Raw genomic sequence first — 562 nt, forward strand, 5'->3', positions numbered from 1 at the left:
GCTTTCATTCGTTGTCTTTTCTTCATCCTTTTTCAACTCCTTCAATTTAAGATTTATACCAAGAATCAAACCATTCATCGAATGACATAGGATTTTCCGTTTCAGCTACATATTCTTCATACTTCCAATCTAAAAAGTCATTATTCATTTCTTCTGTCCAGTGACAATAACAACCACTATTCCATTCACACAACCTCTTTCACTCCCTCCGCCTTCTCAAGAGCTTCTAGCAAGCGTAAAGCATCAGTCTCCGTTCCCTTAAACTCTCTAACTCTTTCCTTTAATTCATCATCTATCGGATCCCATAGTATGAATTTTCCTATTTCATAGTTATCTGCATATCCTCCGTTAAAAGCTAAAGCTATTGTGCAAAAGAAGTCTTTATCTGCTACATTGTCTATTTCCTTATCTGTTACACCTACATCATTTAATCGTTTGCGGTTTTCTTCGTTGTTCTCTACTAAGATATAACCGTCAATCAAACATTCCTCATAAACCTCAAAGCTATTTAACACGTCTAATACTGCTTGTTTATCCTCTTTTGTTAACTGTTTCATTGGTT

At 35.2% G+C, this 562-nt stretch carries 2 protein-coding genes; both read right to left on the reverse strand.

The window, feature by feature from the left end:
- Nucleotides 1-46 precede the first annotated feature (46 nt).
- On the reverse strand, nucleotides 47-193 hold the full coding sequence (locus Q5Y73_RS24635; protein ID WP_305994570.1) for a hypothetical protein: 147 nt from the start codon (nucleotides 191-193) through the stop codon (nucleotides 47-49).
- The coding region (locus Q5Y73_RS24640) for a hypothetical protein (protein WP_371320277.1) at nucleotides 186-562 on the reverse strand (377 nt) is incomplete at its 5' end. The genes Q5Y73_RS24640 and Q5Y73_RS24635, both read right to left, overlap by 8 nt.

Source organism: Chengkuizengella axinellae (assembly GCF_030730905.1).
Taxonomy (GTDB): Bacteria; Bacillota; Bacilli; order Paenibacillales; family KCTC-33759; genus Chengkuizengella; species Chengkuizengella axinellae.